This is a genomic window from Nocardia uniformis NBRC 13702, assembly GCF_001613345.1.
Taxonomy (GTDB): Bacteria; Actinomycetota; Actinomycetes; order Mycobacteriales; family Mycobacteriaceae; genus Nocardia; species Nocardia uniformis.
The window spans coordinates 1-22,423 of record NZ_BDCE01000059.1; the positions used below are offsets into that span (position 1 = coordinate 1).

The window sequence follows — 22,423 nt, forward strand, 5'->3', positions numbered from 1 at the left end:
CACCCGGCTGGAACGGTCACGCCCGCTCGAAAACTCGGCTACGTAGGCCCCGAGAACAGCAGTTGCCCACCGGCCCCCGGCCGTGAGTTACCCCGCGTGCCCCCTGATCGCGCGCCGTCGCAAAGCCGAGCGTGGCGCTAGAGCAGCGCCGACGCGTCAGCCGCCCGCGAAGGGTGGGAGTACGTCGATGCGAGCGGGGAGCGGAGTCGTTGCGTCCCTGGTGAGTTCGTCGCCGACCAGGTAGGCACAGACATTGAGCATCTTGTCGAGGTCTGGGCCGTAGGTGGTGATCAACCTGGTGCGGAGGTCGGCGATGGTGGAACCGGGTGGGAGGTCGAGTGATTCCTTGTCCTTGCCCACCGCGTCCGCGATGGCGGCGAAATAGCGGACCTCAACCACCGATTGCTCCCATCGACCGTTCGGGGGGCTGGAAGTCGGCGGCGTCTATGCCGTGACCTGCCCATTTCTGCCACATCGCACCGCGCCAAAGGGTGGCGATCTCCTCGTTCGAGGAACCGTTGCGCAGGGCCGCACGGACATCGTATTCCTGGTCGCTGAACAGACAGGAGCGGATGCGGCCGTCGGCGGTGAGGCGGGTGCGGTCGCAGTCGCCGCAGAACTTGCGGGTCACCGAGGCGATAATGCCGACCGTGCCCGGACCGCCATTGACGAGCCAGTTCTCGGCCGGGGCGGCCGGGTCGTCACGGCCGATCTCGGTGAGGTCGAAGCGGGTGCGCAGGACGGCCAGGAGGTCGGCGGCGGTGACCATATTGTTGCGCGCCCACTCATGGTCGGCGTCGAGCGGCATCTCTTCGATGAAGCGCAGTTCGGCGCCCTCGTCGAGACACCATTGCAGCAGGTCGGCCGCGCCCGCAAGGGTTTGGCGCATGAGAACGGCGTTCACCTTGACGGGAGCAAGGCCCGCTTTCTGCGCCGCGCGGATTCCGGCGAGGACCGAATCGAGGCGGTCGCGGCGGGTGAGGGTCGCGAATCCGGCCGGGTCGACCGTATCGAGGGAGACATTGACCCGATTGAGTCCGGCCTCGACCAGTTTTCGGGCGCGATGCTCCAGGCCGATGCCATTGCTGGTCATGGCCAGCGGCGTATCGGGCAGCTCGGCGCGACAGCCCGCGATGATCTTCTCCAGATCTCGGCGCATGAGCGGTTCACCGCCGGTGAAGCGCACCTCGTGCACCCCGAGTTCACGCACGGACAACACGACCAAGCGCACGATCTCGTCGGCGGTGAGTAGTTCATCGGCCGGAATGGGCGGCAGACCCTCCTCCGGCATGCAGTAGGTGCAGCGCAGCGAACACTTCTCGGTAATGGAAACCCGCAGGTCACGTGCGGTTCGACCGAAGCGATCGACGAGGAATGGGGTATCGGGGCGACCGTCTAGCGAGGGACGCCCGGCTCGAACGGCGGGGATCCCCATCACGACCACGGTCATTCGCCCATTATTACCGGTTCGCCCGGGTGTCGCACAGGGGTCCGCGCGAAGAAATCTCACAACGGACCGCTATAGGCTGACGCGCATGACTTCCCGGCCCGCGCTGGCTCCGGCCCGATCCGTCGACGACCACCGGCAACGTATCGAAGCGTTGCTGCGGCCACTCGCCGAGCGCGAGACCGAACGGGTGCCGATGGCGGCGGCACTGGGTCGTCGGCTGGCCGAGGAGGTGTACGCACCCCTGGATCTGCCGGTCTTCCGGAATTCCGCCATGGACGGCTATGCGGTTCGGGCGGATTCGGTGGCAACCGTACCGGTGACCCTGCCGCTGGCGGGGGTGGTCGCTGCGGGCAATGCCGGACTGCACCCGCTGCCCCCGGGGTCGGCCGTGAAGATCATGACGGGCGCACCGATTCCGCCGGGCGCGGACTGTGTGGTGCCGGTCGAGGACACCCACGGCGACGGTGCGACGGTCACCATCGAGAAAACCCGGGTCGCAGGAGATTTCGTGCGTGAACCCGGCACGGACGTGCGGGCCGGGGACCTGCTTGTCGCCGCGACCACGGTGGTGGCCCCCCGGCATGTGGCGGCGCTGGCGGCCGTCGGGTTCGGCGATCTGCCGGTGACGCGACGCGTCCGGGCGGCGGTACTGACCACCGGGGATGAGCTGGTCCCGGCGGGATCGGCGCTGGCCCCCGGACAGATCTACAACTCCAATGGGATCGCGCTGGCGGCGGCCCTGACCGATAACGGGGTCGAGGTGCTGTCGGTGGCGCACAGCACCGACGACCCCGAGGAGTTCCGGCGCGCACTGACTGCCGCTGTCGCCACCGCCGACGTGGTGTTCACCTCCGGTGGCGTGTCGAAGGGCGACTTCGAGGTAGTCAAGGATGTGCTCGCCACCCTCGGCGGCGAATTCGGTTCGGTCGCGGTGCAACCGGGCGGACCGCAGGGACTGACCGTGATCGACGGGGTGCCGGTGCTGAGTTTCCCGGGCAACCCGGTCTCGACCATGGTGTCGTTCGAGGTTTTCGCCCGGCCGATACTGCGCTGGCTGGCCGGGCTACCGGAGGTCGCGACCGCCGAGCTGGAGCTGGTGGACCCGGTCCGCTCCCCCGCCGGGCGACGGCAATTCCTGCGCGGGCGGGTGGCCGATAAGAGCGTCGCACTGGTGGCGGGACCCGGTTCGCACCTCATCGCGACCATGGCGAACGCCGATGTGCTGATCGATATCCCGGCCGAGACGACCGAACTGCCCGCCGGGTCGATGGTGCGGGTTCGTTGGCTGTAATCGGTCGCGCGCGGACGATGCGGCGCACGTCGTATGGCGGATGGATTGGTTCGACGGAGCACGACACCGTCGAGCGGGTGATCCGGTCCTGGCTGCTGGTCGCCGGGCTGAATGTCGAGATCCTGCGTGTGGAGAACAGGCCGTTCGGCTGCGAGCTGACCTATGCCGACGCCGCGGTCGAACTGTTCTGTCATGAGGCGCTGTGTGCTTCCGGCGGACACTTCGTACTGGAGGGTTATGTGAATATCCCGCCCGACGAGGCGATGCCACTGCTGCGTGCACTTGTCGCGCAATGCCGTCTGCGGGGGCTGGAATCCGAGATCGACTACGTCGGAGTCGACGCTGACGACAACCAACTCAGCGCGGAACTGACAATCCGGGCCGCCCTATGACACCCGCGGGAGCCGGTTATGGAACGCTGGTGCCATGAGTGAGTTGTCCCATGTCGACCGTGAGGGACGCGCTCGCATGGTCGATGTGAGCGCCAAGTCCGACACCACGCGAATAGCGGTGGCGGCCGGTGAATTGCACACCACGCCCGAGGTGGTGCGGTTGGTCCGCGCCGATGACATGCCGAAGGCGGATGTGCTGTCGACCGCGCGGATCGCGGGAATCAATGGCGCGAAGAAGACCTCCGAGCTGATTCCGCTGTGCCATCAGCTGGCGCTGTCGTCGGTGGATGTGCGGTTCGGGTTCACCGACACCAGCATCACCATCGAGGCGAGCGCGAAGACCAAGGGGCCGACCGGGGTCGAGATGGAGGCGTTGACCGCCGTCGCCGTCGCCGGGCTCACGCTGCATGACATGGTGAAGGCTGTCGACCCCGCCGCAACCCTCAATGGTGTTCGGCTGCTGACCAAAGATGGTGGCAAGCGCGGACATTGGGAGCGGACGGACGCCAACGGCACCACGTCGGCCTCCTCGGCCACCGGGCACAGCCCTGCCGAGGCAGCTCCCGAGCGGTCGACCTCCCCTGCCGTCGCCGATCAGGGCCGCGCCCCGGTGTCTGCGAGCGAGCCGAATACCACTGCGGGCGTGGCGCACTCCCAACCTGCGGAGACCGCGCGGACCGAAAGCCCGGCATACGGGGCGGGGCGGATGGCCGTGGTACTGGTCGCGTCCACCGGGGTCGCGGCGGGTAGCCGGGTCGACACCACCGGACCGAGACTGGCGGAGTGGCTTGGCGGACTGGGGTTTTCGGTGCGCGGGCCGCTGGTCTACGCCGATACCGATATCGCGTACGGACTTTCGGAGGCGCTGGCCGGGGAACCGGCGCTGGTGGTCAGTACCGGCGGAACCGGTGCCTCCCCCACCGATGCGACGCCGGAAGCGACTCTCGCCCTGCTGGATCGGGAGTTGCCTGGCGTCGCGGAGGCCATTCGCCAACGTGGGACGGCCAAGTTCCCCCTGGCCTCGTTGAGCCGCGGTGTCGCCGGGCTCGCGGGGCGCACGGTGATCGTCAACCTGCCCGGGTCACCGGGTGGGGTCAAGGACGGAATCGCCGTATTGGAACCACTGCTCGAACATCTGCTGGCCCAGGTGGCCGGAGGAGGCGGCCATGAGTGATCTGCTCGCCCGTATCAGCGATCAGCCGCTCGACCCGAACGAGGTCGAGCGGGCGGTCACCGGACCGGAGCACGGGGCCGTCGTGGTATTCACCGGCAAGGTGCGCGATCACGATGGCGGCCAATCGGTTTCGGCCCTGGAATACTCCGCCCACCCCGACGCCGAGCGCTTCCTGCACAAGGTCTGCGCCGAGGTCGCCGAAGCCAGCGGCCTCCCGGTAGCCGCCATCCACCGCATCGGCTCCCTCACCATCGGCGACCTCGCCATCACCGTCGCTGTCGCCGCCCCCCACCGCGCCGAAGCCTTCACCGTCTGCGCCAACCTGGTGGACCGCATCAAACACGAGGTCCCCATCTGGAAACGCCAACTCTTCGCCGACGGCCTCTCGGAGTGGGTCAACGCCTGCTGAGATTCCCTATCCGGGTAGCTGATCAGGGGATTCCGTGGGCGGACGGGGTGCGAGAGCGCCACGCCACCGGTTCCCCTCGATGTATCGAGGCGTCCGGGCACGCCGCTGCCGCACGCCCGGTTGCCGGGATCGAAGGCGCGGTGTCGCCTGCCCGGCCCGTCATTCCGGCGTGCTTGTGGCCGGAATCCACACCCGCGATAGTGGATCCCGGCCAAGAAGCGCGCCGGGATGACGGGGGGCTGTGCCGATACTGCGCCTTCACGCTCGGTAGTACCGCGCCGCCGGCTCCCGTTCTCCCGGCGTGCCGTTCCGGTATCAGGCGTTTACGGGGTCCTGCGGCCCCTTGGGTTCCTGTGGTTTCTCGGGCGGGGCAGTGTTCTGAGGTTCCGCCTGGGTCGTGGGTTCGGTTGTGGCGCGCGCGAATTGACCTACCCGGGTGTGGTTGAAGATCAGGTTCAGAATGAAGGCGGTAGCGGCGGCCAGGGTAATGCCGCTGTCGAGGAGGATTTGGGCCGAGGGCGGGAACCTGTCGAACATATCCTTGGTCAGGACGGGGATCAGGCCGACGCCCACCGCGGTGGCGACAATGGTCAGGTTCACGCGGTCGGTGAGGTCGGCCTTGCGGAGGGTGTTGATACCGATGACCGCCACGGTCGCGAAGAGCACCAGGCCGACGCCGCCGACCACCGGTTTCGGCACCGCCGCCACCACGGCACCGAAGCGCGGCACCACGCCGAGCACCATGAGCAGGGCACCGCTCACCGCGGTTACGTAGCGGCTGTACACACGGGTGGCGGCAACCGCGCCGACATTCTGGTTGAACACGGTGTCGATGAAGGAACTGAATACGCCTGCCAGGACCGCGGACAGACCATCACCGGCCAGTCCACGCCCCAATTCGGCGCGACCGACCTTCTTGCCGGTGATCTCACCGATGGCGAGCATGCTGGCGGTGGATTCGGCGAAGACGACCGCGATGACAATGGTCATGGCCACCACCGCGGTGAGCGGGAACTCCGGTGCGCCGAAGTGGAACGGACTCGGTATGCCCAGCCAATCGGCCGCTCCGACACCATCCATGGTCACCAGCCCCATGGGAATGGCGATCAGCACCCCGACGGCCAAGGCGATCAGCACCCCGAGCTGTGACCACACCCCGCGCCCCAGACAGGTGAAGACCAGGGCGATCAGCAGCACCAGGGCGGCCAGTCCGATGCTGGCCGGATCGCCGAATGCGGCGTCGTCCGGGTTGGTGCCGACAATGAGACCGCCCGCCACGCCGATCAGCGAGATACCGACAACGGTGAGTACGGTGCCGGTCACCAATGGCGGGAAGAACCGCACCACCATGGCGAACGGCCACGCCAACGCCAATCCCAGCAGACCACCGATCAGCATCGACCCGTATACGGCGGGCAACCCGTATTCCTTGGCGATCAGGATCATCGGGGACATGGCGACGAAGGTCGCACCGCAGATGATCGGCAACCGAGCGCCGATGAAGCGTCCACCACCGAGGCTCTGCACCACCGTGATAAAGCCCGCGACCAGCAGGTCGGCGCTGATCAGCAGGCCGATGGTGGCGCGGTCGAGGCCCACGGCCGCACCGAAAACCAATGGGACGGTGACACATCCGGTGTACATGATCAGCACGTGCTGAATGCCGAAGGCCAGTAGCCGTGTCCACGGCAATCTGGTATCGACAGGATGGGGCGAGGTCATGGGGGCTCCCTACGGTGCGGCGGTTCCATCGTCACGGTAGGCGGGCGACCGCATCCGGAAGTTTGTCCGATTCGCTGAAACGGTGGCGGCGGACACGCCGCATTTTGTGTCGGCAACCAGCGCCCGGCCGCCCGGTTATGCAGCAGAGTGCAGGACAGGTATTCATCGACCGAGGAGCCGTCCGTGACCGAATCGCCCGGCAAGATCGTGCTCGGCCCGCATCAGTACGGCAAGGCGGAGAACCGGGTGGTGCGGATCTACCGCGATACCGACCGGCACGATATCCGCGATCTGAATGTCTCGTCCTGTCTGCGCGGCGCGTTCGATCCGGCGCACACCGACGGTGATCAGGGCGCTGTGCTGCCCACCGACACCCAGAAGCAGACCATCTACTCGTACGCCAAGGAGCACGGCGACGGCAGTATCGAGGAGTACGGGCTGGCGCTGGCCCGGCATTTCGTCGACGATGTCGAACCGGTGGATTCGGCGCGCATCGAGATCGAAGAGTATGCGTGGCAGCGGGTTCCGGCCGGGGGTGTCGGACACGACCACAGCTGGACCCGGACCGGTCCCGAGGTGCGCATTGCCGCGATCACGGTGAGCGGTACCGGACCGCAACGGCGTGAATGGGTGATCGGCGGCGTCAAGGATCTGGTGATCCTCAAATCCACCGGATCCGAATTCGCCGGATTCCTCACCGATGAGTACACGGTGCTCGAACCCGCCCACGACCGGATTCTGGCGACGAGTCTCATGGTGCGCTGGCGTTTCGCCACCGCACCCGCCGACTGGGATGACGCATACGCGGGTATTCGCGCGGCGATGATCGAGAAGTTCGCCACCCTGCACTCGAAAGCCTTGCAACAGACGCTGTTCGAGATGGGTGTCGCCGCCGTGGAAGCGTTTCCGTGTCTGGCTGAGATTCGCCTGTCCGCACCCAATAAACACCACTTCGCCTACGACCTGGACCGATTCGGCGTCGAGAACAATGGCGAGGTCTACTACGCCGCCGACCGCCCCTACGGGCTCATTCACGCGAGCGTGCTGCGCGAGGGCGCACCGGACGCCGGAATCGCTTGGGACCCTTATACAGGCGCGGTGTAACCGGCCAGTGTGCGCACGGCCAGATAGAGATCGAGCCGGTCGTCGAGGCGTCCCAGATCCCGCCCCGTGAGCTCCTCGACCCGGCCGATCCGATAGCGAACGGTATTGAGGTGCAGATGCATTCGTTCCGCCGCTAGCCGCCAGGAACCCTCGCATCCGAGAAATACCTCCAGGGTGTGCAGCAGACCCGCATTGGTGCGGCGGTCATAGTCGACGACCGCCCCGAGCACGCGTTCGGCGAAGCGCCGCTGCAACTGATCGGGTATAGCGGTGAAAAGCCCGGCGGCACTGTCGATATCGGCGACCCGCACCCGCACCTGCCCGGATTCCGCCGGTGCGACGGCGGTCGCCGAAGCGAGTGCCCCGGACAGTGTTTCACCGTGCCGCAGTGCGCTCACGCCGATCCCGATGCCGCCACTACCGAGCACCGGCCGCAACCGCCCGAACCCGCGCAGCAGCAGCGCGGCCACCTCGGTCTCGTCGCCCGGAAGGTATCCGACAACCCGGCCCGCACGGTCCAGACCTGTTACGACATCGGCCAATACGTCGTGGAGCATCGAACGCACGGCCATCGGACTCGACGCCGGTCCGGTGGGAATCGGCGTGGAGTCGATACCGGTGGCGGTGGCGGATCCGTCGGCATCGGACTCGATATCTCCCACCGGGCCCGGTGAGCACACCTCACATACGATCGCGACCAACGGGTCACCCGATGCCTCGGGGAAGGCTTCCGGAAGCCGGTCCGCGAGATCCCACCTGAGTCGCAGGCGTTCGGATTGTCGGACTCGATACAGTTCAGCGACCGCCGCCAGCTCCGCGCCCGCCGAATCGGCGTCCAACCGGTCGCAGCCGGTTTCGGTACGAATCACCAAGTACCACGCGCTGATCCGATCGCCTGAGCGACCGCATACCGGCAGCACGGTGATACCACCGGCGGCGACGGCTGGCAGCCGGGGTGCGGTGAGGGCGGTAGCGAGGACCCGGTCGATGTCGCCCTCGGACAGTGGTGCGGTAGCCGCCACCATCGCGCCGGTCGCGGTCAGCAGCCAGGCCGAGAAGCCGCATTCCGCGGCGATGTCGGTCAGTAGGTCGCCGATCTCGGACCCGTCCGCGACCGCCGCAAGCAACCGGCGCTGCCGCAGCAGCCCCGATCGCACCCGCTGCCAGCGAGTTTCGGCGGCCTGCTCGGCGAGGTGCTCGATGACGCGGCTGAACGGAACACTCTGCGGGGAGGACAGCAGCGGCAGGTCGTGGCGGGCGCAAGCGGCCACGACATCCTCCGGCACGAATCCGTGCAACGCCTGCCCCGCCACCACTCCCGTCGCTCCGGCGCGAGCCAGCATCGCGATATAGCGCTCCGAGTCATCGGCACCGTGCCGCCACACCAGCCCGGTGCACACCAGCGCCCCGGATGTCACGAATGGTCGCGGGTCGGGCATATCGGTCACGCACACCCGCGCTACCGCGCGCTCCAGCGCCGCCGCATCGCCGTGCAACAGCCCCATCCGCAATTGCGGCGCATCGAGAATGTCCCGTACCCGCACGGCACACCTCCCATGATTCGGTTCTACTGTCCGACACCGTAGGAGTCGGGTGTTGCCGCCACGTTTCCGCGATGCTGCGGGTGGTTCACAACGAGGCCCTCGGTAGGGTGGTCGGGGTGGGTCGGCGGATTCCTGTTCTGGTGGTGGCCGGTTTCCTGGGAGCCGGTAAGACGACATTGCTCAACCATCTGCTGCGCGATAGCCGCGGCATCCGGATCGGAGTGGTGGTCAATGACTTCGGCGCGGTGAATATCGACGCCATGCTGGTCGCCGGGCAGGTCGATGCCATGGTTTCGGTCGGCAACGGCTGCGTCTGCTGCGCGGTGGATGTCTCCGAACTCGACGAACTCTTCGATCGACTCGCCCAACCCCGCGCCAAGATCGATGTCATTGTGGTGGAGGCCAGTGGTCTGGCCGAACCGCGCAATCTCATCCGCATGATCGTCAACAGCGATAATCCACGCATCACCTACGGCGGCCTGGTCGAACTCGTCGACGCCGAGCACTTCCCCGAATCCCGCGTCCAGCACCCCGAACTCGCCGCCCATCTCCGGATGGCGGATCTGGTGGTCCTGAACAAGGCCGACCGAATCACCCCAGAAGCCCTCGACGCCCTGCGCACCGAGGTCACGGCGCTGGCCGACCCCGCCCCGGTCTACGCGACCACCCGGGGCCGCATCGATCCGGGCCTGCTCTTCGACACCCCCGAGCACGGTGCACGCACACCACGCGTCGGCGAACAATTGAGCTTCGACGAACTCTTCGCCGACCACGACGACCCGGATCACGATCACCACGAACACGGTTGCCACGATCACCGGCACCTGCACGACGGCTACGACACCGTCTCCTATACCAGCACAACCGATCTCAACCCGCGCGCCCTGATCGACTTCTTCGAGAACCCACCCCCGGGCCTGTTCCGAGCCAAGGGCACCATCGCCTTCGCCACCCCGGACGACACCCGAAAGTTCGTCCTGCACATGGTCGGCCGCCACATTGTCATCGAACCGACCCCCTGGCCCCGCCACGAACCCCGCACCACCAACCTGGTGCTGATCGGCGCGGGCCTGGATACCGCCGCGGCCCTGGCCCGCTTGGAGACCACCGCCCACACGGAGCCCGAACCCCTCCCCGAGCAGGAATTGCTCCCGGTCTGGCGCTATGTCCTCGAGCCCGACGCGCTATCGGCCAACTGATCCGGCGATACCTCGAATTCCGTTCGACCGTCCACGGTCTCGATATCCGACGGCCGTTCGGTGGTGACAGAAAGCACCGTCAGCCCGTCCCTGAACTCCGTGTCGAGGATCTCGCAGTCCAACTCCACCTCGACCGGATAAGCGGTGTCCGGACCGAGTTGGGGCTTCGAACCGAAGTAGGGCACCTTGTGGATGAACCGGTGTGCGACGCCGTGCACGTCGACCAGCCGAACTTCGACTATGCCCGGCTGCGGGTCCCATCCGCCCCAGCGCACAGCCACACACCGCACGAAAGTCACTGCGCCAGAATGCCAGAGCTAAAGCGCAGCGAGCAATCGGCTGATCTCCGAACCGCGCACTGATATGCCGAGGTGCGCCGGTCCGGGAACGCGATTCAGGAGATCGGCAGTTCCGGAATCCGGGTCGCGCGGACGTAGACGGTTTCGCCCGCGGCCAGGTGCAGCGCTTCCGCGTCACCACGGGTCACCTGCGCGGTGAACAGATCTCCGGTCGCGGCATTGCGGAGTTCGACGCGGACTTCGAAGCCGAGGTGGACGACCCGTTCCACGGTGGCACGGGTGACACCGGCGGAGACCGCGGTGCCCTCGTGCGCCGCCAGGGCCATGCTGGGGTCGCGACCGACGCGGAGATCGTGCGGGCGGACCAGATGGCCGTTGAGTTTCGCTACGTCGCCCAGGAAGGACATGACGAAATCATTGGAGGGACGGTCGTAGACGTCTTCGGGGGTGCCGAACTGTTCGATGCGGCCGCGGTTCATGACCGCGATCCGGTCGGCGACGTCGAGGGCCTCCTCCTGGTCATGGGTGACCAAGACGGTGGTGACGTGGACCTCGTCGTGCAGACGACGCAACCACTTACGCAGGTCCGTACGGACCTTCGCGTCCAACGCGCCGAACGGCTCGTCGAGCAGCAGCACCTGTGGGTCGACGGCGAGCGCGCGGGCGAGGGCCATGCGCTGACGCTGACCGCCCGACAGCTGCGCCGGGTAGCGATGCTGGAAGCCGTCGAGGCCGACGATCTCCAACAGTTCGTCGACGCGCTTCTTGATCTCGGGCTTGGGCCGCTTGCGAATCTGCAGGCCGAAGGCGACGTTATCGCGCACGGTCATATGTTTGAACGCGGCGTAATGCTGGAATACGAAGCCGATATCGCGCTTCTGCGGCGGCACCCGGGTCACATCGCGCCCGGCGATGACGACGATGCCGGAGTCCAGCGACTCCAGGCCCGCGATCGACCGCAGCAGCGTGGATTTGCCCGAACCCGACGGCCCCAGCAGCGCGGTCAGTTCACCGGACGGAATGTCGATGCTGACATCGTCGAGTGCGGCGAAGGTGCCGTAGCGCTTATTGGCATTGGTCACGGTGATCATTTGACAGTGTCCCGCTTGCGTTCGAGGAGGGTCATCAATAGGAGGACAACGAGGGCGATACCCATGAGCAGGGTCGCCGCGGCGTACGCGCCGTAGGTGTTGTGGTCGGTGTAGCGATCGTGCACGAGCAGGGTCAGCGTCTGCGACTGACCTGGCATCGCCGTGGACACCATGATCACCGCACCGAACTCGCCGAGCGAGCGCGCCACGGTGAGCACCACCCCGTAGGTGAGACCCCAGCGAATCGCGGGCAGGGTGATCCGCCAGAACGTCTGCCAGCGGTTCGCGCCGAGCGTGGCGGCCGCCTGCTCCTGATCGTCACCGATCTCGTGCAGCACCGGCTCCACCTCGCGCACCACGAGCGGCAGCGTCACGAAGATGGTGGCGATCACCATGCCCGGCAAATTGAAGATGATCTTCAGGCCGTGATTCTCCAGCCCACCGAACCAGCCACCCGCACCCCACAGCAGGATGAGCGAAACACCCACCACCACGGGCGATACCGCGATCGGTAGATCCACCACGCTCTGCATCAGATTTCGGCCCGGGAACCGCCCGCGCACCAGCGCGATGGCGGTGACCACGCCGAACACCACATTCACCGGCACCACAATGGCAACGATGGTGATCGACAGATTGAAGGCCGAGATCGCCGCTGGTGTGGAGATCCAATCGATGAACTGACCGATACCGTGCTCGAAACTGCGGTACAGAATGATGCCCAACGGCAGCACCAGCAGCACCAGCAGGTACCCCAGCGCGACGCTGCGCAACGAAATACGCGTGAAGGCAGACAGTTTCATTGGGCATCCTGCTCTTTCCGCGCCGCCCGCTGGCCGAACAGCCGCAGCACCAGCAGCGTCGCGAACGCGATCGTCAGCAGCGCCACCGAAACCGCTGCCGCGCTGACGGGACGATCCACCTCGATCTGCTGCTGGATGTACTGCGACGCCACCTGCGTCTCGCGCGGGATATTGCCGCCGATCAGCACGACCGACCCGAATTCGCCGATGGCACGGGCGAATGCGAGCCCGCCGCCGCTGAGGACGGCGGGCACCAGGGTCGGCAATACGATGCGGCGGAAGGTGGTGAGGTTGTTCGCGCCCAATGACAGTGCGGCCTGTTCCACTTCCTGATCCACCTCGATCAGCACCGGCTGTACCGCCCGCACCACGAATGGCAGGGTCACGAAGGCGAGCGCCACCACCAGGCCGGGCTTGGTCGCGTTCAGCTGAATATCGATCGGACTCTGCGGCCCGTACAGCGACAGCAGCACAATGCTGGCCACAATGGTCGGCAAGGCGAACGGCAGATCGATGAGCGCGTTGACGATGCCCTTCCCAGGGAAATCGTCACGCACCAGTACCCAGGCGATCAGGGTGCCCATGACGACATTGAGCAGCGCCACGATCACCGAGACGAATACGGTGACCCGCAGTGCGTCGAGAGCGGCGGGCGCGGTCACCGCCGTCCAGAATCCGGACCAGCCGTCGCTGAAGGAATTGAAGGTCAATGCGGCCAGCGGCAGCAGCACGATAATGCTGAGCCACAGGACCGCGGTCGAGATACCGAGGGGGCCGACCGACCCGGTGACCCGCAGCCAGGACGGGAGTCCTGGGCGAGTGCTGCCGGGTTTTCCGGTGGATGCGCGCGAGTCCTGCCCGATCTCCGCGCTTCCGCTGCTGTCTTTCACAATGGCAAGTATCCTGTGTGGTTCACGTCACCCGACTACTTGGTCGCCTTCTCGTAGACGGCGGCGATACTGCCGCTGCCCTGCTTGAAGAGTTCGGCGTCCACGGTTTCCCATCCACCCAGGTCGGCAATGGTCCACAGGGTCTGCGGCTGCGGGAATTCGGCGGCGAAGGCGGCGAGAACCTTCGGGTCCACCGGACGGAATCCTGCTTCGGCCCAGGCCTGCTGCGCGGTGGGGGTGTACAGGAAGTCCTTGAACGCCAGCGCCTGCTGCGGATGCCGGGTGTTCTTCAGCACCGCCACCGGATTCTCGATCTTGAAGGTGATCGGCGGGATGATGTGCTCGATCGGGTCGCCATTGCGTTCGGAGAAGATGGCCTCGTTCTCATAGCTGATCAGCACATCGCCCACACCCTGCAGGAAGACGTCGGTGGCCTCACGACCGGAACCGGGCTGCACCTTCACATGCTCGGGCGAGATCAGCTGACCGAGATAGTCGAGCCCCGCCTGCGGATTCTTGCCGCCCTCGCTCTTGGCGGCGTAGGGAGCCAGCAGGTTCCACTTGGCCGAGCCGGAGCTGAACGGGTTGGGAGTCACCACCTCGACCCCCGGCCGCAGCAGGTCATCCCAGTCCTGGATGCCCTTGGGGTTGCCCTCGCGAACCACCAGCGCCACCACGGAGCCGAACGGAATTCCCTTATTGGCGTCGGCATTCCAGTCCGGGTCGACCAATCCGGCGTCGACCAGGCGAGTGATATCGGGCTCCACGGAGAAGTTGACGATATCGGCGTCCGCGCCCTTGGCCACCTTGCGGGACTGGTCACCGGACGCCCCGTAGGACGCCACGACCTCGACACCCTTACCTGCCTCGGACTCGTTGAACTTCGGAGCCACCTTCTCGAAGCCGGGTTTCGGCACCGCGTACGCGTACAGGTTGAGGGTGCCGGCGCTGTTGTCGACCTTCTCGCCGCCGACCACATCGCTGGATCCGCCCGCACAGGCGGTGAGAGCGGTGGCCGCGACCGCGACCAGCGCGGTGGCGAGGGAACGGCGGACGAGCCGGGGACTGCGGGACATTCGGATGGACCTTCCTACCGCCCGCCGAACAATAATCGTCGGCGGAGAACTGGGTACTGCCGTAGACCCGCCACGCGATAACGTGACGGTGGCGCTACCGGCCCGAAGGCCGCCGGAATGAGTACAGCTGCGCAGGAACGCGCGCCAGTCTACTGAACAGACGTGCAGCTATATCCGGTCGGCGATCAACGACAGTGGATGTCCGCGACTACGAGGCAGCCCACCGCGATCAACGCCAATTCATGGCGGACCTGGGGCAGAGCACTCGACGACACGGGCAGACTGTAACAGAGTGGCATCTGACGTCGCGAATCACCGAATACCCATACGGGGGATATAGATGACAAGCCCTGACCGACTCCGGACGCGGTTCCCGGAGATCAGCACCCGCGCCTGGGAGCACCCGGCCGACCGCACCGCCCTGGTGACATTGCGTTCGCTCTACGGGTTCGATACCGTCCTGCGGACCCTGTCCGGACTGCTCGCCGAACGGCAGCATCGGCTGCTCTATCTGGCGACCGCCGTGCGCGTGGACGAGCGACAGTTCAAGGCCATTGATCAGCTGCGCCAGGATGCCGCCGAAATACTCGACGCCCCCACCATTCCCGAGATGTTCGTGCTGCAGGACCCGAGGGCCAATGCCTTCACCATCGGTATGGATCAGCCGTTCATCATCCTCACCACCGGGCTGTTGGATCTGCTCGATCACGAGGAGTTGCGCTTCGTGGTCGGTCACGAGCTGGGCCACGCGCTGTCCGGGCACGCCGTCTACCGCACCATGCTCATGCACCTCATGCGGCTGGCCGCCGGTATCGGCTGGATGCCGATCGGCGGGTGGGCCCTGCGCGCCATCATTGCCGCCCTGATGGAGTGGAGCCGCAAATCCGAACTCTCCGGCGATCGCGCCGGATTGCTCTGCGGTCAGGACGTGGACGCCTCCGTTCGCGTCCATATGAAATTGGCGGGCGGGTCCCGGGTGGATCAGATGAGCCATGCCGCCTTCCTCCAGCAGGCCGATGACTACGACAAATCGGGCGACCTCCGCGATGGCGTCCTGAAACTGCTCAATCTGGAACTGCAGACCCATCCCTTCTCGGTGCTGCGCGCCGCCGAGCTGCGGCGCTGGATCGCCAGCGGTGAATACAACCGCGTGCTCGACGGCCAATACCCGCGCCGCGACCAGGACAAGCACGCGCGCATCAGCGATGAGATCAAGCATGCGGCCCGCTCCTATCGCGAATCCTTCGATCAGTCCGATGATCCGCTGGTCAAGGTGGTTCGCAATCTCGGTAAGGATGCCGCGTCGGCGGTCGGTACGGTGGGCGCGGAGGTCGCCGATACGGTCACCAAACTCGGTAAGCGGCTGGGCGGCTGGCAGAACCGGGATTCCTAGCCGCGCGCCTGCCCCACCTGCGCGAAACGCAGTGCCCCCTTCCGGCCGATTAAACTTCGCGACGCGAGACATGATGTTCGACCGGATGAGGGGACCTGTGGTGCAACTCGGTGTGAACGAGTCCTTCGCCGGATATCAGGTCGAACGCATGCTCGGCCAAGGCGGTATGGGCTCCGTGTACCTCGCGGCTCATCCGCGGCTGCCGCGCAAAGTCGCCCTGAAGCTGCTCAATCGCGATGTTTCGGCGGACGAGGAGATGCGTCGCCGCTTCGATCGAGAGGCAAATGTCATTGCGCGCCTCGATCACCCGGGCATTGTGAGTATCCAGGACCGAGGCGTACAGGACGGCCACCTGTGGATCGCCATGCAGTATGTCCACGGGACCGATGCGGCGCGGGTCGATCCGCGCACGGTGTCGGTCGACCGCGCGCTGCGCATCATTTCCCAAACCGGGGCAGCGCTCGACTACGCGCACAGCTGCGGCATTCTGCACCGAGACGTGAAGCCCGCCAATATCCTGCTGTCCACACCGGAGACCGGCCGTGAGGAACGCGCGGTACTCACCGATTTCGGCATCGCCTCGTTGGCCGACAACAACACCCAGCTGACGGCCACCGGGATTTTCTCCGCCACACTGGCTTTCGCTTCGCCGGAACAGCTGTCCGGGGAGCGGGTGGATCACCGCGCCGATCAGTACTCATTGGCCTGCACGCTGTTCGCGCTGCTCACCGGGCAGGGCCCGTTCTCCGCGACCAATCCCGGGCAGGTGGTGGCCGGCCATCTGAGCAAACCGGTGCCGCGCCTGAGCCAGGTCCGGGGCGATGTTCCCGCCGCCCTCGACGATGTGATCGCCCGCGCGGCGGCGAAGGATCGCAACGCACGGTTCGGCAGCTGTACGGAATTCGCGGCCGCGGCCATGGCCGCGCTGCACGGGCGAGTACCTACCGCGCATCGGCAGGGTCCCGCGCCCACCAGGACGATTCCGGTTGTGCCCCAGTCCCCGACGCCCGGCTCGACCGCATTCGCGACCCGTCGGGCTCCGGCACCGGATGTCCGGCGCGCCCCGGCCGACCGGCCCCCTGCGGGCGTATCCGCGCCGCCGAGGAACACGAATGGTCCTGCCGTGGCCGCCGCGACCATGGCGCTGGCGTGTGCCGCGATGGCCGTCTGGTTCGTCTTCGAACTGAGTGATCCGTATGGCGGAGTGGGCCGCCTGCCGGAGGTGGTCCGCAACCTCGGCTACACCGATTCCCAGGTCCTGGTCGCGGCAACGGTGTGCACCGCGTTCGTCACGCTACTGCTCGTCGGCGGTGCCATCCGGCTGCTGATGCGACGGCGCAAGGGCCGCATCATGACGGTGCTCGGCAGTCTCGGATTCATCGTCGGCGCAGCGGGCAGCCATCTGGCCGTCCGCTATTTCGGCGGTGCCGCTTATGGCAGTGAGTACCGGATGTGGCTGCACCACCTGTTGCTGCCACTGCTGGATCCCTTGGCGGTCGCGGGCGGTGCGATCGGCATTGTGCTGGCGATCGGGGCGATCGGCTGCACGCTGGCGGTCCGGCGCTAGGGAACATCCCGGCTCGGCGGAAACGCGGGGCCCCGGAGGCATTCGCGGCACAATGCGGAGCCGCCCGGCCGAAGATTCGACCGAGCGGCTCTGTGCTGTCTCGTTCTCAGCTGTCTCGTTCTCGGGTCGGTAGGTCGCTCAGTCCTCGTCGACCACCGGCGGGGTCTCCAGGATGTCGAGGAGCCATTCCTCGGTGGCGGATTCGGCATCGTCCTCATCGGGACGAATACGGTTGGTCAGACGCACGCCCAGGCCGAGAAGCTGTGCCGCCTTCACCATTTCGAGGGCCTCTTCGGGCCCGCACAAGTGGGTTGCGATGAGCCGGGGCTCGTCTTCGTACTCCTCGATTTCGAGGAGCTGGTCCAGTTCCACACCCTCATCGGTTGTCATGGGGCAGGAGCGTAGCCGGAGGGTCTGACGACTCGCACGGGAACCTGGCGACGGGCGGGTGAATTCCAGTCAGCGGGTGAAGAACCAGGCGACGATCACCAGAATGATCAGAGCAATCAGGGCGAGCTGGACACGTGAGCGGGGCATCAGGCGGCTTCCTTACTGCGGATACTGCGGGCGGCGGGGGCGGGCGTCACGGCTTCACGGGCGGCGACCCGATCCCGGCCCAACAGGCGCAGAGCCACCCGGAGCACGCGGTCCAGCAGGTAGGCGATGCCGAAGCACACGGGCACCATGGCAGCCAATACCACGGCGAACTGGGGTACGAAAGGCAATCCGGCAACCCACAGCTCGACGCCGTCCCACCAATCTGCGATCTGATGCACGACATCAGCCTATGCCGAACGCGTCGAGGTGGACTATCTGGGCTCTGCGGACCCATGATGAGATATGGCGTCCTACGACGAACCGGAGCCCATCGACAGATCGCGTGGGGCCGACGATACGGTCGGCACCCTGAGCGACACCTTCAGCGGGTTGCACGACAATAGCGCTGACCTGCCGCCACGCGACGGTTTGGGCGACCCACCCGACGTCCCAAGCGACTACCTGCCCGCTCCCTCGGGCCTCAGCCACCATTCGGCATTTCCGCCGATCGACGACTACGCCTTCCTGTCCGACTGCGAAACCAATTGCCTCATCGCCCGCAATGGCGCGGTGGAATGGCTATGTCTGCCGCGGCCGGACTCCCCCAGTGTCTTCGGCGCCATCCTGGACCGCAGCGCCGGGCATTTCCGACTCGGCCCGTACGGCCGCAATGTGCCCGCGGCCCGCCGCTATCTGCCCGGCGGACTCATAGTGGAGACCACCTGGCAAACCGAGACCGGCTGGCTCATTGTGCGCGACGCGCTGGTGCTGGGACCGTGGCACAACAATACGGAGCGCTCCAAGACCCACCGGCGCACACCGATGGACTGGGATGCCGAGCACATGCTGCTGCGCACCGTGAAATGCGTGAACGGCGTGGTCGAACTGGAGATGAGCTGCGAACCGGCCTTCGCGCACCACAGCGTCCCCGCGCACTGGGAATACTCCGGCGACGTCTACGAGCAGGCCACCGCGCGCGGCGACGTCGACTCCCCCACCCTGACCCTGACCACCGATCTCCGACTGGGGCTGGAGGGCCGGGAGGCCCGCGTACGCACCCGCATGAAGGAGGGCGATCAGGCCTTCGTGGCGCTGTCCTGGTCGGACCTGCCGCCGCCGCGTACGTTCGACCAGGCGGCCGAGAAAATGTGGTCCACCATCGAATGCTGGCGGCAGTGGATCACCCTGGGCCGCTTCCCCGATCACCCGTGGCGCGGGTACCTGCAGCGCAGCGCGCTCACCCTGAAGGGTTTGACCTACGCGCCGACCGGGGCGCTGCTGGCCGCGGCCACCACATCGCTGCCGGAAACACCCGGCGGGGAACGCAATTGGGACTATCGCTACACCTGGGTGCGCGACTCCACCTTCGCGCTGTGGGGCCTCTACACCCTCGGCCTGGACCGGGAGGCCGACGACTTCTTCGCGTTCCTGCACGACGTCTGCCGCGGCAACAATGGCGACGCGCTGCCGTTGCAGGTGCTCTACGGTATCGGCGGTGAACGCGAGATCAAGGAGTACGAACTACCGAACCTGTCCGGCTACGACGGTGCGCGACCGGTGCGCATCGGCAATGCCGCCTATCAGCAGGACCAGCACGATATCTGGGGCACCCTGCTGGATTCGGTGTACCTGCACGTGAAGTCGCGCCGCCAGGTGCCGGAAACGTTGTGGCCCATGCTGGAACGGCAGGTGCAGGCGGCAATCGAGAACTGGCGCAAACCCGATCGCGGTATCTGGGAGGTGCGCGGCGAACCACAGCACTTCACCTCCTCGAAGGTGATGTGCTGGGTCGCCCTCGATCGCGGCGCGAAACTCGCTGAGCTGCACGGGGAGTACGACTATGCGAAGAAGTGGCACGATATCGCCGACGAGATCCACGCCGATATCCTCGAGAACGGCGTAGACGCTCGCGGGGTCTTCACCCAGAGCTACGACTGCGACACCCTGGACGCTTCACTGCTCCTGGTGGTCCTGACCAGATTCCTGCCACCCGACGATCACCGCGTCCGCGCCACCGTCCTGGCCATTGCCGACGAACTCACCGAGAACGGCCTGGTGCTGCGCTACCGCACCGAGACCACCGATGACGGATTGTCCGGCGAGGAAGGCTCTTTCACCATCTGCTCCTTCTGGCTGGTGTCGGCCCTGGTGGAGATCGGCGAACTACAACGCGCCAAGCACCTGTGCGAACGCCTCCTCGGCTACGCCAGCCCGCTCAAGCTCTACGCCGAGGAAATCGACACCCGCACCGGCAGGCACCTGGGCAACTTCCCCCAGGCGTTCACGCATTTGGCGCTGATCAACGCGGTAATGCATGTGATCCGGGCGGAGGAATCGCATCGAGCCGGGCAGTTCAACCCGGCGCACCCGGGGCGGTAGCCGCCGGGTCGTGCGGTCTGAGCGCCACAGCTCGCCACGAGGCGACAGGAATCGTCGTCGCATGGCGGTTTTGTGACCGCCCAGCCCGTTCACCCTGATGCGCGCGGCCCCCAGGCGCGATCCCGCCGGTCCAGGCAGCACACCTCCCATACAGCCCACCTCGTCATTCCGTGCCACACACCTCGTCATTCCGGCGTGCTTTTGGCCGGAATCCACCCGTTGAGCAGTAGTGGATCCCGGCCAAAAGCACGCCGGGATGACGGGTATCGGCAGTACCGGGACTCTCGACTACGCCGGGGTATCAGCCGTGCCGGACGCCGTCAGTTCGGCTGATTTTCACCGAGGGTATCGGCGTACTCACGCAGTTCCCGCAGCCGCACCAGCGCCGTTTCGATCTCGGTCAGGCGGCGTTCGCGCCGTTCACCGGAGTGCACCGCTACCGCCTCCTCGGCGGCACGCAGCGACTCGTCGGCGGAACGGTGTGTGGCGCTGGCGATTTCGGTGAAGTGGTCGCGGAGGTTGCGTTGTACGCCGCGCAGGCGATAACGGGATTCCTTGCTGACCTGGAAGATCACATCGTCCATGAGCCGGGCGACAGCGACCTTGGCTTCGGCCTGGCGGCGCTGGGTACGGGTTCTGCGGTCATCCCAGAGCGCGTTCACGCCCAGAAGTACGCCCGCACCCGCCGAATACCAGTTCACCAGGGACATCCCGAGCAGGCTGGTGGCCAGACCGACCATGAGGATGCCGCCGTAGGAGCCACGCAGCGCGCTCAGTGCCTGTTGTGTCACACCGGCTTTCCCACTGACCAGGGGGTCGAGCGCGGCCACCGGTTCGAGGACCTCGCCCGGATTCTCCAGACGCAGATCGGCGGCGGGTACGGTGCCGTCGGGGAATTTCCCGGCGACCTGCTCGGCCAGTTCCACCGACCGGTAGTGGGCGATGACGAAGTTCTCCTCCACCGCCTCGCAGATCTTGGCATCGAGGTCGGCGCCGAATTCCTTCCAGCCCTTGGCCGGATCGCCAACAGTGATCTCGGCCTCGGCATCGCGGATCAGGCTGCGCAGCCGATGCCGCAGATCATGTTCGATATCGGCCATCAGCTCGGCGGCGCCATCGGCGAGCGCGACCTGCCAATTGGCGGTGCGCTGCCGCAATTGATCGGCTTCCTCGCGGACCCGACGTAGCTGCTCGGTGATCTCGCCGAAACGCCTTGGATCACGCAAGGTTTCGGCCTCGCTGCGCAATGCCAGCGCCAAATGGTCGGTGATGAGCCGAATATCGCGCACCGCCGCCTCGGCGGCCACGGCGTCGGCCCGGCCGAGTACATACCCGCGCAGATGATCGAGCAGTTGCGGCACACCGGATTCCAGGTCCCGCTGCTGATCACCGGTGGCGGCGGCATGTCCGTGCAGCTGCGCCGAGGCGGGAGCCACGGCGAAACCGAGCCCGGCCTCGTCGAGCAATTGCCGGTCCTGCTGCTGCACCTGCGGCCAGTGCGAATACCGGTCGATCTTATTGAGTACGCACACCACCACGGGGCAGACCTGCTGAATGCGACTCAGCAACGCGATCTGTTCCGAACTGAAGGGCGCGCCCGCATCGGCCACGTAGAGCACCGCGTCGGCGGCGGCCAGCAGCGACCAGGCGGCCGGGGTCTCGGCGACCGAACCGGGCGCTTCGAGCACCACGAACCCCTCGGCCAGCAGCGGACTGGGCTCGGCGAGTTCGGCACGGATCACCCCCTCGGTGGCGAGGGTGGAAATCCGCTCCGCCGGATCGATCACGGCCCGCTCGGCCCGACCACCGGCACCCTGCCGGACCACGGTCACCCGCGACAGCGGCCCGTATTCGACAATCACCGGCACCCGACCGTCGGCGGCGCTGACATCGGATCCGACCAGGGCGTTGACCAGCGTGGTGGTCCCACTACCGGGATCGCCCACCACCACCAGACGCACCCGCGAATCGGCGACGCGGGCGCGCGCCATGGCCAAGCGGCCGGACAGATCGGCGCGAGCGGCGGCACGCGTGAGTTCGAGCAGCTCGTCGAGCAACTCGATCAGCGGCGCCATCGCATCCGGATTTTTCACGACGGCGAGA

The 22,423-nt window shown here is 66.5% G+C and carries 22 protein-coding genes; 9 read left to right on the plus strand and 13 right to left on the minus strand.

Going from position 1 to position 22,423, the window contains the following annotated elements; genetic code table 11:
- Positions 1-156: 156 nt before the first annotated feature.
- Positions 157-399, minus strand: coding sequence for a MoaD/ThiS family protein (locus NU1_RS21260; RefSeq protein WP_067523575.1), 243 nt, complete (start codon positions 397-399; stop codon positions 157-159).
- A complete protein-coding gene (gene moaA / locus NU1_RS21265) occupies positions 392-1,450 on the minus strand; it encodes a GTP 3',8-cyclase MoaA (RefSeq protein WP_067523576.1) in 1,059 nt (352 codons plus the stop codon). The genes NU1_RS21260 and moaA overlap by 8 nt, the downstream gene beginning before the upstream one ends.
- A gap of 85 nt (positions 1,451-1,535) precedes the next feature.
- Between moaA and NU1_RS21270 the strand changes: the two genes are divergently transcribed.
- From NU1_RS21270 to NU1_RS21285, 4 genes are all read left to right on the plus strand, one after another.
- Positions 1,536-2,741 carry a molybdopterin molybdotransferase MoeA gene (locus NU1_RS21270; protein WP_067523577.1) on the plus strand — a complete coding sequence of 402 codons (1,206 nt, stop codon included), beginning with the start codon at positions 1,536-1,538 and terminating at the stop codon, positions 2,739-2,741.
- A gap of 77 nt (positions 2,742-2,818) precedes the next feature.
- Complete coding sequence (locus NU1_RS21275) at positions 2,819-3,133, plus strand: hypothetical protein (protein WP_157552717.1); 315 nt, start codon at positions 2,819-2,821, stop codon at positions 3,131-3,133.
- A 34-nt stretch (positions 3,134-3,167) separates the two neighbouring features.
- A complete protein-coding gene (gene moaCB / locus NU1_RS21280; RefSeq protein WP_067523579.1) occupies positions 3,168-4,307 on the plus strand; it encodes a bifunctional molybdenum cofactor biosynthesis protein MoaC/MoaB in 1,140 nt (379 codons plus the stop codon).
- Positions 4,300-4,716, plus strand: coding sequence for a molybdenum cofactor biosynthesis protein MoaE (locus NU1_RS21285; protein ID WP_067523580.1), 417 nt, complete (start codon positions 4,300-4,302; stop codon positions 4,714-4,716). The genes moaCB and NU1_RS21285 overlap by 8 nt, the downstream gene beginning before the upstream one ends.
- A 315-nt stretch (positions 4,717-5,031) precedes the next feature.
- On the opposite strand, the gene NU1_RS21290 is transcribed toward NU1_RS21285, so the two are convergent.
- Positions 5,032-6,438, minus strand: a complete 1,407-nt coding sequence (locus NU1_RS21290) for a uracil-xanthine permease family protein (RefSeq protein WP_067523581.1) — start codon at positions 6,436-6,438, stop codon at positions 5,032-5,034.
- Positions 6,439-6,621: 183 nt separating this feature from the next.
- Between NU1_RS21290 and pucL the strand changes: the two genes are divergently transcribed.
- On the plus strand, positions 6,622-7,542 hold the full coding sequence (gene pucL, locus NU1_RS21295; protein WP_067523582.1) for a factor-independent urate hydroxylase: 921 nt from the start codon (positions 6,622-6,624) through the stop codon (positions 7,540-7,542).
- On the opposite strand, the gene NU1_RS21300 is transcribed toward pucL, so the two are convergent.
- Positions 7,524-9,086, minus strand: a complete 1,563-nt coding sequence (locus NU1_RS21300) for a PucR family transcriptional regulator (RefSeq protein WP_084521677.1) — start codon at positions 9,084-9,086, stop codon at positions 7,524-7,526. The two genes, pucL and NU1_RS21300, sit on opposite strands and share 19 nt — an antisense overlap.
- Before the next feature lie 71 nt (positions 9,087-9,157).
- On the opposite strand from NU1_RS21300, the gene NU1_RS21305 reads away from it, so the two are divergent.
- On the plus strand, positions 9,158-10,285 hold the full coding sequence (locus NU1_RS21305) for a CobW family GTP-binding protein (RefSeq protein WP_067523583.1): 1,128 nt from the start codon (positions 9,158-9,160) through the stop codon (positions 10,283-10,285).
- Here NU1_RS21305 and NU1_RS21310 read toward each other — a convergent pair.
- From NU1_RS21310 to NU1_RS44315, 6 genes are all read right to left on the minus strand, one after another.
- Positions 10,249-10,584, minus strand: a complete 336-nt coding sequence (locus NU1_RS21310) for a hypothetical protein (protein WP_157552720.1) — start codon at positions 10,582-10,584, stop codon at positions 10,249-10,251. The two genes, NU1_RS21305 and NU1_RS21310, sit on opposite strands and share 37 nt — an antisense overlap.
- 95 nt (positions 10,585-10,679) lie before the next feature.
- Complete coding sequence (locus NU1_RS21315) at positions 10,680-11,675, minus strand: sulfate/molybdate ABC transporter ATP-binding protein (protein WP_067523585.1); 996 nt, start codon at positions 11,673-11,675, stop codon at positions 10,680-10,682.
- A complete protein-coding gene (gene cysW / locus NU1_RS21320; RefSeq protein WP_067523586.1) occupies positions 11,672-12,478 on the minus strand; it encodes a sulfate ABC transporter permease subunit CysW in 807 nt (268 codons plus the stop codon). The genes NU1_RS21315 and cysW overlap by 4 nt, the downstream gene beginning before the upstream one ends.
- Complete coding sequence (gene cysT, locus NU1_RS21325) at positions 12,475-13,275, minus strand: sulfate ABC transporter permease subunit CysT (RefSeq protein ID WP_212762047.1); 801 nt, start codon at positions 13,273-13,275, stop codon at positions 12,475-12,477. Before cysT ends, cysW begins: the two co-directional genes overlap by 4 nt.
- A gap of 128 nt (positions 13,276-13,403) precedes the next feature.
- Complete coding sequence (locus NU1_RS21330) at positions 13,404-14,444, minus strand: sulfate ABC transporter substrate-binding protein (protein ID WP_067523587.1); 1,041 nt, start codon at positions 14,442-14,444, stop codon at positions 13,404-13,406.
- Between the two features lie 185 nt (positions 14,445-14,629).
- Positions 14,630-14,743, minus strand: coding sequence for an Ms4533A family Cys-rich leader peptide (locus NU1_RS44315; protein ID WP_371859823.1), 114 nt, complete (start codon positions 14,741-14,743; stop codon positions 14,630-14,632).
- Positions 14,744-14,784: 41 nt separating this feature from the next.
- On the opposite strand from NU1_RS44315, the gene NU1_RS21335 reads away from it, so the two are divergent.
- Together NU1_RS21335 and NU1_RS21340 are read left to right on the plus strand one after the other, a co-directional pair.
- Positions 14,785-15,837: a M48 family metallopeptidase gene (locus NU1_RS21335; RefSeq protein ID WP_067523588.1), complete on the plus strand. Its 1,053-nt coding sequence runs from the start codon at positions 14,785-14,787 to the stop codon at positions 15,835-15,837.
- A gap of 85 nt (positions 15,838-15,922) precedes the next feature.
- Positions 15,923-17,404 carry a serine/threonine-protein kinase gene (locus NU1_RS21340; protein ID WP_084521687.1) on the plus strand — a complete coding sequence of 494 codons (1,482 nt, stop codon included), beginning with the start codon at positions 15,923-15,925 and terminating at the stop codon, positions 17,402-17,404.
- A 138-nt stretch (positions 17,405-17,542) separates the two neighbouring features.
- On the opposite strand, the gene NU1_RS21345 is transcribed toward NU1_RS21340, so the two are convergent.
- Complete coding sequence (locus tag NU1_RS21345) at positions 17,543-17,794, minus strand: hypothetical protein (RefSeq protein ID WP_067523590.1); 252 nt, start codon at positions 17,792-17,794, stop codon at positions 17,543-17,545.
- Positions 17,795-17,940: 146 nt separating this feature from the next.
- Entirely contained in the window at positions 17,941-18,180 is a 240-nt protein-coding gene (locus NU1_RS21350; RefSeq protein WP_067523591.1) for a hypothetical protein, read from the minus strand.
- A 64-nt stretch (positions 18,181-18,244) separates the two neighbouring features.
- Here NU1_RS21350 and NU1_RS21355 point away from each other — a divergent pair, with 64 nt between their 5' ends.
- A complete protein-coding gene (locus NU1_RS21355) occupies positions 18,245-20,320 on the plus strand; it encodes a glycoside hydrolase family 15 protein (protein WP_245720231.1) in 2,076 nt (691 codons plus the stop codon).
- Positions 20,321-20,640: 320 nt separating this feature from the next.
- Here the strand turns inward: NU1_RS21355 and NU1_RS21360 are convergent, their stop codons facing one another.
- A complete protein-coding gene (locus NU1_RS21360) occupies positions 20,641-22,413 on the minus strand; it encodes a P-loop NTPase family protein (protein ID WP_307644486.1) in 1,773 nt (590 codons plus the stop codon).
- Positions 22,414-22,423 lie beyond the last annotated feature (10 nt).